The following is a 1976-nucleotide window of genomic DNA, read 5'->3' as shown; positions in this document are numbered from 1 at the left end:
ACCGGTAGGTGCCTTGCTCTCGCCGCGAGCAGCCAACGTAACAGGGAAGTCGATTTGAGCACCATCACGCTCAACGCGCAGCATGATTTTGGCATCCGGATGCATACGGACGGTGTCGACCACCTGCTGCCAGTCATCCAGCGCCTTGCCATCGAGAGCCAGCAATCGGTCACCGGTCTTCAAACCCGCAGCCCGCGCCGGCCCGCTCGGATCAATCTCGGCCAATACGGGAGGCAGCGCCGGACGCCAAGGACGGATACCCAATGAACGAATCGGATCCGGCTCGTCAGCACCCTTGAGCCATTTATCCAACATCAGCTCGCGAGGAGAGTCCGTCGTAGAACCCTGCTCACGCACCAATAATTTAAGTGAACCACTCTCGCCAAGACGTCGAACCAGTTGCAGATTCACCGCCGCCCAGCCGGATGTTGGCTCGCCATCAATGGCAATGATTTCCTGGCCTGCGCTCAATCCGGCCCTGGCGGCAATACTGCCGGACTCGACTGCGCCGATGACTGGTCGCACCTGCTCGGTGCCGAGCATCGCCAATACCCAGAAAAACACCATTGCCAAGAGGAAATTGGCGATCGGACCTGCCGCCACGATGGCGATACGCTGACGAACAGATTTGCGATTGAAGGAATGCTCGAGCTGATCATCCGGCACTTCGCCTTCACGCTCATCGAGCATCTTCACATAGCCGCCCAGTGGAATGGCAGCCACCACGAACTCAGTGCCTTTCTTGTCGTGCCAGCGCAGCAGCGGCATGCCGAAGCCTACGGAGAAACGCAGCACTTTGACCCCACAGCGACGCGCGACCCAGAAATGGCCGAATTCGTGAAAGGTAACCAGCACACCCAAAGCCACCAGGGTGCCGACAATCATATAGAGCGCGCTCATGTACTTTCTCCGCAATCCTATTCAGTGCCGCATGGGCCAACGTATTGCAGCACTTACCGCCCGTGACGACTCAACCACTGCCCGGCCAGGACTCGCGCCTTCGCGTCGGCCGTGAACACCGCCTCGAGATCTTCCACCGCAACGACAGGCTCGAGGTTCAACACTTCCTCGATAATACTCGCGATTTCCGGGTAGCGAACCCGCCCGTCGAGAAACGCCGCAACAGCCACTTCATTTGCTGCATTGAGCATCGCCGGCGCGCTATTGCCAGCCTCGGCAGCATGACGCGCAAGGCGCAGACAGGGAAAACGCTCTTCATCGGGAGCCTGGAAATCCAGACGCGCAATCGCAAACAGGTCCAGCGGTGCCACTCCCGAGTCGATACGCTCCGGCCAGGCCAGAGCGTTTGCGATCGGCGTGCGCATGTCCGGATTACCCAACTGGGCCAGCACCGAACCATCGATGTAGTCGACCAGAGAATGAATCACGCTCTGCGGATGAATCACGACTTCGACCTGGGACGGCTTGGCGTCGAACAGCCAGCAGGCCTCGATCAGCTCGAGCCCCTTGTTCATCATGCTGGCCGAATCGACCGAAATTTTACGCCCCATCGACCAGTTCGGATGAGCACACGCTTGGTCAGGCGTAACATGCACCAATTCGTCCACAGGTGTCTGTCGGAACGGACCACCAGAGGCAGTCAGAAGTATCCTACGCACGCCGACAGCGCCAAGCCCTCGGGCAAAATCCTGCGGCATGCACTGGAAAATCGCGTTGTGCTCGCTGTCGATCGGCAGCAGTACCGATCCGCTTTTACGCACAGCCTGCATGAACAGCGCCCCGGACATCACCAGCGCTTCTTTGTTGGCCAGCAGAATCTTCTTGCCGGCCTCGACCGCCGCCAGAGTCGGACGCAAACCCGCCGCACCAACGATGGCCGCCATGACCGCATCGACCTCGGGATCGGAAGCAACCTGACACAGCCCCTCCTCCCCTACCAACACACGAGTCGACAGGCCAGCCGCGCGCAGATCGTCCTGCAGGGTGCGGGCCGCACTCGCTTGCGGCACTACAGC

Annotated in this window: 2 protein-coding genes; both read right to left on the bottom strand. The window is 60.1% G+C overall.

Annotated features, from left to right (window positions below; genetic code table 11):
* Positions 1–900: RIP metalloprotease RseP (gene rseP / locus AC1DRJ_RS25755; RefSeq protein ID WP_477804639.1), on the bottom strand; the 900-nt coding region annotated here is incomplete at its 3' end.
* A 53-nt stretch (positions 901–953) separates the two neighbouring features.
* Positions 954–1976: 1-deoxy-D-xylulose-5-phosphate reductoisomerase (gene dxr / locus AC1DRJ_RS25750; RefSeq protein WP_477804638.1), on the bottom strand; the 1023-nt coding region annotated here is incomplete at its 5' end.

This window comes from Pseudomonas sp. P5_B2 (assembly GCF_056400445.1).
Note: the sequence above shows the minus strand (reverse complement) of the source record. Positions and strands in the feature narration are given on the sequence as shown.